Annotated in this window: 1 protein-coding gene; it reads left to right on the top strand. The window is 48.4% G+C overall.

Annotated features, from left to right (window positions below; translation table 11 throughout):
• The first annotated feature begins 705 nt into the window (after positions 1-705).
• Positions 706-5,748 (top strand): autotransporter outer membrane beta-barrel domain-containing protein, encoded by a 5,043-nt coding sequence (locus PsW64_RS10760; protein ID WP_063303594.1) that lies wholly within the window; start codon positions 706-708, stop codon positions 5,746-5,748.
• Positions 5,749-6,061 lie beyond the last annotated feature (313 nt).

Genomic DNA, 6,061 nt, shown 5'->3' with positions numbered 1-6,061 from the left:
GCATTCCATTATTCAAAAGCCTAATCAGTTCCACTTCATTTGACGACGGACACATGAACGGACAACTGCATGACGCTATTGTAGCGGCCTATCCCAAAATTGATTTTCGATTTTCTAAAGCCCGTATTGTTTAATTTTTTATCTGATTTGGAGTTGAGGCAATGAGCATTTTCCGCGGTCGTCTTTTTGGCTTTGAAGCACAGCACATCATTCCGAAAGAAGCTGTGAATGGCCTATGAAACAATTGGTTTCAAACGCAATGGTTCCTTTCCCTTGGCTCTCCTAAAAGAACCAATGGAGTTAAAGGCACTCGCGTTAACATAAATCGCCGAGCATCAGCTTTGGTTTGACAGACTCTCCGACACTGAAACTCAGCTTCGTCTATCAGACCATGCCAATAGCGCACACTTCAATCCCTGATAGAATTTTGTGACTGGCTGCAGTTGGCACGACTTCGCCGGATCGAAGTGTACGGCGAAGGTCGGCTTTGTCCGCTTCATTGTCGTAGGTTCATAGCCAATTTGTGGGTTTTACTTGTGAATGCTCGATCACCAATCCTTCCCGATTAAAGTCATCCGGAATAGCGAGTGTGTGAAACCGCCTGCCATCGTCTAGCTGATCTGGTATTCCGACTTAAATTTGCATTCACCTTCATCAATTTATCTGCTAATTGCATACTAAATGTTGGGGTGGGCAATCTTTAATATGCAAATAAAGCGTTTGTTTTCTACGACTGCGTTGAGTGGTCTTTTATTTGTTGTGGTTCAGACCGTTTCTGCGGAACCAATTGACAACAACACTACATTGCAAGCGCCTAATGATGCCTACGTGGGGTTTGACGGGTCAGTCAGTGATAAACGGTCGCTGTTTTTTCGCAGGACCTCAGGCTCAACAGATGTACTGACTGGCAGTATCAAAGCGGGAACAACCTCTTCCTTTGACATTGTTCAAAGCTGGAATGGCGTTGATGCTTTTGATGCCTTGACCGGTAAACTGTATCTGTCAGCGCTTTCTTCTTCTGCCTCGATCAACTCCAACGTAGACATCACACTCTATCTTTCACGCCAGACTTCTGCTGCAGCAGATAACCTGTCTATTGATGCTGTCGGTTTGTGGTCTGAGACAGATGATGAGATTGCCAACGCCGGGAGCATTCTCATTGACGCCGCTGCTGGTGATACGACTTCTAGTGGTGATGCGCCCTCGTCTGCATCTGCAATAGGTATCCAGGGCGGAGAAATCCAGAACTCCGGTGATGTCACGCTTTGGGCGCGGGGCGGAAATGCTGCCACCGATGATGATGCAGATGTGTCAGCCGAAGCAACTGGCCTTCAGGGAACGATCGTCGAAAACTCAGGCAAGATTTCTGTTACAGCAATTGCAGGCACGTCCACTTCCACCTCGGCTGGTACTAGCGCCAATGCGCAGGCCTATGGAATTCGTGGTGAGCAGATCACCAACAGGGGTAAACTGAATATAACGGCTTCCGCTGAAACAGGACCTGTTAAAGCCTACGGGATAAGCAGCCCGACCATTGACCTGAACACCGGCGGGCTCAAGGTAAGCGCCAAGTCCACCACACAAAATGCAAACGCTTATGGCATTTCAGGTGCAACGGAAACCAATAGCGGCGACATTCTCATTTCCGCCACATCTCAGCAACGTTTCGCATACACCTATGGAATTCAAGGGAATGTGGGCACCAACACGGGCGTTATTGACGTCGAAAGCTCGTCAGTTGATAGCTTCGCCTATGCCCATGGCATTCAGGGAAATACTCAAAAGAACTCCGGTAGAATAAGAGCTGAAGCAACAGCAACCAATGATTTTGCCTATTCATTTGGCATTCAAAACGGCGCCGCTGAAAACGCAGGTGATATTCAATCAACTGCAAGAAGCACCAAGGAACAAGCCTACGCCTATTCGATACAAGGGGATGTGGGGAATAACACCGGTGACCTGATTTCCACAAGTGTTAGTGAAGAAGCCTACGCTTATGCTTACGGCGTTCAAGGTAATGTCACCGCCAACAGTGGTGTTATGGTGATCTCGGCAACTGCATCTGAGCATGCCTATGCCTATGGTCTGCAGGGGGACACTTCCACTAATTCTGGAGCGCTTACTGTTTCAGCGACCTCGACAAATGATTATGCTCAGGCCTATGGCATCAGTGGTGCCGTTAACATCAACGAAGGTGCCATCACGGCCGAAGCTATTGCAGGTACCGACAACTACAGCACATTCGCTCGTGCTTATGGCCTGCATCGCTATCAAAGAGATTCTGTCCCTGACAATATCACCAGCAACAGCGGCAACATTAGTGTCGCAGCACAAGCTGGCGCTACTCATGATATGAACGGTAATATTGAAGCCTCAGCAAAAGCCTATGGTATCTTTCTAGAGGCTTACAACTCGGATGATCCGATTTACGGAACCATTGCTGAGAACCGAGGCGATATTACAACCACTGCAACTGGCGCGCAACTCACTGCTTCGTCGGAGACCAACACCGAAAATGGCCGCGTGGAAGCGGTTGGTATTCTTGCAAATGTGGGTGATAACATCGGCAATATTACGGTGACGGCGAACGGCTCTTCGGTCACAGGTGCTAGCAACGCTGATCTGATCACCAAAGCCTATGGCATTCAGGGGGATGTCAGCACCAATTCCGGCAGGATCTGGGTTAAGGCAGTTGCAGGAACCAGTGATGGCAGCACCGTCAGATCTTATGTCCAGGCCACGGGCATCAGGGGTGAAGTTGGCATAAACAACGGCGACATTATCGTTCACGGTGAATCTGCAGAGGATTATGTTCAGGCATACGGCATCGATACTTACAAAGGAGACTTGACCGCGAATACTGGCTCCATTGATGTGACAGGGATCTCGGTTGCTGACTCTGTACAGGCTTCAGGAATTGACCTTTTTGAAGGTGACATTGTCACCAATAGCGGAACCATTAATGTCTATGGTCAATCAGAACAGCGCTATGTTCAGGCGACTGGTATTGATGTGTATGAGGGGTCAATTGAAACCAACACGGGAGACATCAGTGCCTGTGGCGTCTCGAAGGAGAGCTACGTCCAGGCAACCGGTATGGACATCACTGGCGGCAACCTAGGAGAGAACACCGGAAAAATTTTTGCCAAGGCTGTTTCCGAACAAGATGATGCGCGTGCAAAAGGTATCGATGGTAAAGTTGACACCAACCGCGGAGATGTTACGTCCATTGCAGTCTCTCAAGCGGATTACAGCCGTGCCTATGGGATCTATGATTACAACGGCGGTTCCACTCCAAGCACTCTTTCTGAAAACACAGGCGATATTCAGGCTTTAGCCCAATCTGGTGATATCACTGAAACAGATAAGGACATTGATGGCACTGCAGATGCCTACGGCATTTACCTGGCAGCTCACAATTCCAATGATCCGATTTACGGTAGTATCACTAAGAATTCCGGCGATATTCGCGTCATCGCAAATGGCGGTGTAATTACGGGGACGTCAAATACTCATAATGTGGATGCAACGGTAAAAGCCTACGGTATTCAGGCAAGCACCACCGAAAACACTGGTGACATCTACGTGGAAGCCAACGGGGCAACCGGTAAAAACCTGAGTGATGGCTCGCTCCTCGCCAGAGCCTTTGGTATTCAGGGGGATGTAGGTGTAAACTCTGGCAATATTACCGTTCTTTCACGTGCCGGGACAATTGATACTGGTGCAGGTAATACAGGCGCTTATGCCTATGGCATTGATGGCGCCACGGGCTTGAACACAGGTCAGATCCACGTTGAGAGCCACTCAGAAGACTTTGTTTATGCAACGGGCCTTAATGATGCCGTTTCACTTGTGAACCAGGGCAAAGTAACCGCTCTTGCAGTGTCCAAAGGCGATTTCGTCTATGCGACTGGCATTGAGGGTGCAGAGGTCACTGAAAATACTCAGCAGGTCAAAGCCCTGTCTCTTAGCGAAACTCGTTTTGCATATGCTTATGGCATCCGCGCAAATGTCGGACAAAACAGCGGCAACATTATTGCCCAAGCGATTAGCGGTATAGCGGATGGCAATTCTTTGGGTGATTTTGTCTATTCTTATGGCTTGAACGGTAACCTTGGAAGCAACAGTGCTACCATCACGGCACAGGCAACGAGTTATGGAGACCGAGCAACGGCCTATGGTGTCGAACAGGCATCTGGAACGCTCACAAACACTGGTACCATTTCTGCGAGGGCTCAATCAGTATTGCATGGTGGCACCAATGCAAAAGCGCGGGCTTACGGTGTTTATCTCCAGAATGACCTGATCCTAGACTCTCAAGGGCTTATTCTCGCCAGCGCATCAGGCGATGCAGACAGTGAAGCCTATCAGGTATACACCGATGGTTTTGATTTAAGCATAACCAACTATGGCGTAGTTCTGGCATCTGATCTGCAGCTCACTGATTATGAAGGAACAATACAATCAAACACTGGTGACAATGTTACCTTTGATGACGCGGCTCTATATGTATACGTTGACCCTGCTGATCTGCAGGAAGGCGGATACACTCTGCCAAGCCTGGTAGAAAACAAGACACTGACAGAAGGTCAGTTTGAGGATCTCGCGAACATCAACCTACTGCGTGCCCAGCTTGGCTCTGACTGGACTGTTGAATTTGAGGACCAAACGGCCACAGCAGGTGAACAGAAAATCACGTTTAACTTTGCACCAGAAAGCTCCTCCGCACTTATTTCAGCTGTAGCAACACGGCAAATGGCTTTAAACCTGCAAGATCAGATTGATGGTCAAAAGCAGCATCTCAAGCTCAACGGCTTGAAATCGCCCGCTCAATCAAAGCAGGCTTACAACAGCTATGCCTCGGCCCCCAAAAAAGCCGAGAGTCAGACTGCAATTGCTAAAGTTGCGCCATTAGATGTGTTTGGTGATGGGTTTGAAAAGACAACGCAGCTGTACATGCAAGGTTCCGTTTCCCAGCAAGCAGCCAATTATGATCCTGTGAGTTATAAATCTCGTTCTCAGGGACTGCTGATTGGACTGAACAGTTCTGTAACGGACAATATTCTTGTTGGCGTAAGCGGTTACTATGGCCACGGCAAACTGGACTTCTCAGGCGCAGGCTTTGACAATGCATCCGAAGACATAAAAAACTATGCCGTTGGCACTCAGATTTCCTATCACTACGGTTCCACTCTGCTCGGCCTGAGCTCTCTTTATACGCACTCCGATAACGAGTTTGCCAACACCACAAGTACTGGTTCCAGAGCAGGATCATTCACAACGAGCACACTCTCCACGCGCTTGTCAGTGATGTACGACGCAGAGCTTGTTGGTAATCATTTCACCCCTGAAGTTGCTTTGACGCACGTATGGCTTAATCAAGATGGTTTCGCCGCATCAGGCACAAGTAGTCTTGATACCCGTTACAGTGCTGTGAATGACAATGATCTCTACCTTTCTGCGAACCTCGCCTGGGCACGCAACTTTGATCTGGGAGATTGGACAGTGCAGCCTAACGCAAAAGTTGGTGTCCTTCACGCTCTGACCGACAACGAAGTTGAAGGTGAGATTTATCAGGCAGGCGGTGTTGAAGAACTCAGCTTCGGGGCAGACCGTACATACCTGAATACCTCTGTTGGCTTCACCCTTTCCAGAGGAAACCTAACTGCATTAGTAACCTACGCAGGGAGCTTTTCAGGCAACACCTCGCGTGACACAGTGCAGGGGCGAGCCAGTTACAAATTTTAAGAGTATGCTGCTGTTAGAAAATCTTGTCGTAAAGATGAAACCATTACTCACGACTGATTTTCCAACAAAAGCTGACTAACTACAGACTTTCCTCTGTTTTTTTGTAAAGGGTCTAAATGAAGTTCCTTTTGGATTTTACGTTCCGCACAAGGTCGTTGGATCCCGCTTAAGTGGATTGTCGTCCTCACTAGACCTAGTGAGGACGCACACAATTAGAAATAGCATGAACATAAAACCGATGAAGCCCCTGCACTGAAGTGAATGTCGGCTTCTCTAATCGGGCGTTGAGGTCAAGCTCTTTTTCCTTTTGATT

This window comes from Pseudovibrio sp. W64 (genome assembly GCF_001623145.1).
Lineage (GTDB): Bacteria > Pseudomonadota > Alphaproteobacteria > Rhizobiales > Stappiaceae > Pseudovibrio.
This window is presented reverse-complemented; position numbering and strand designations above follow the sequence as displayed.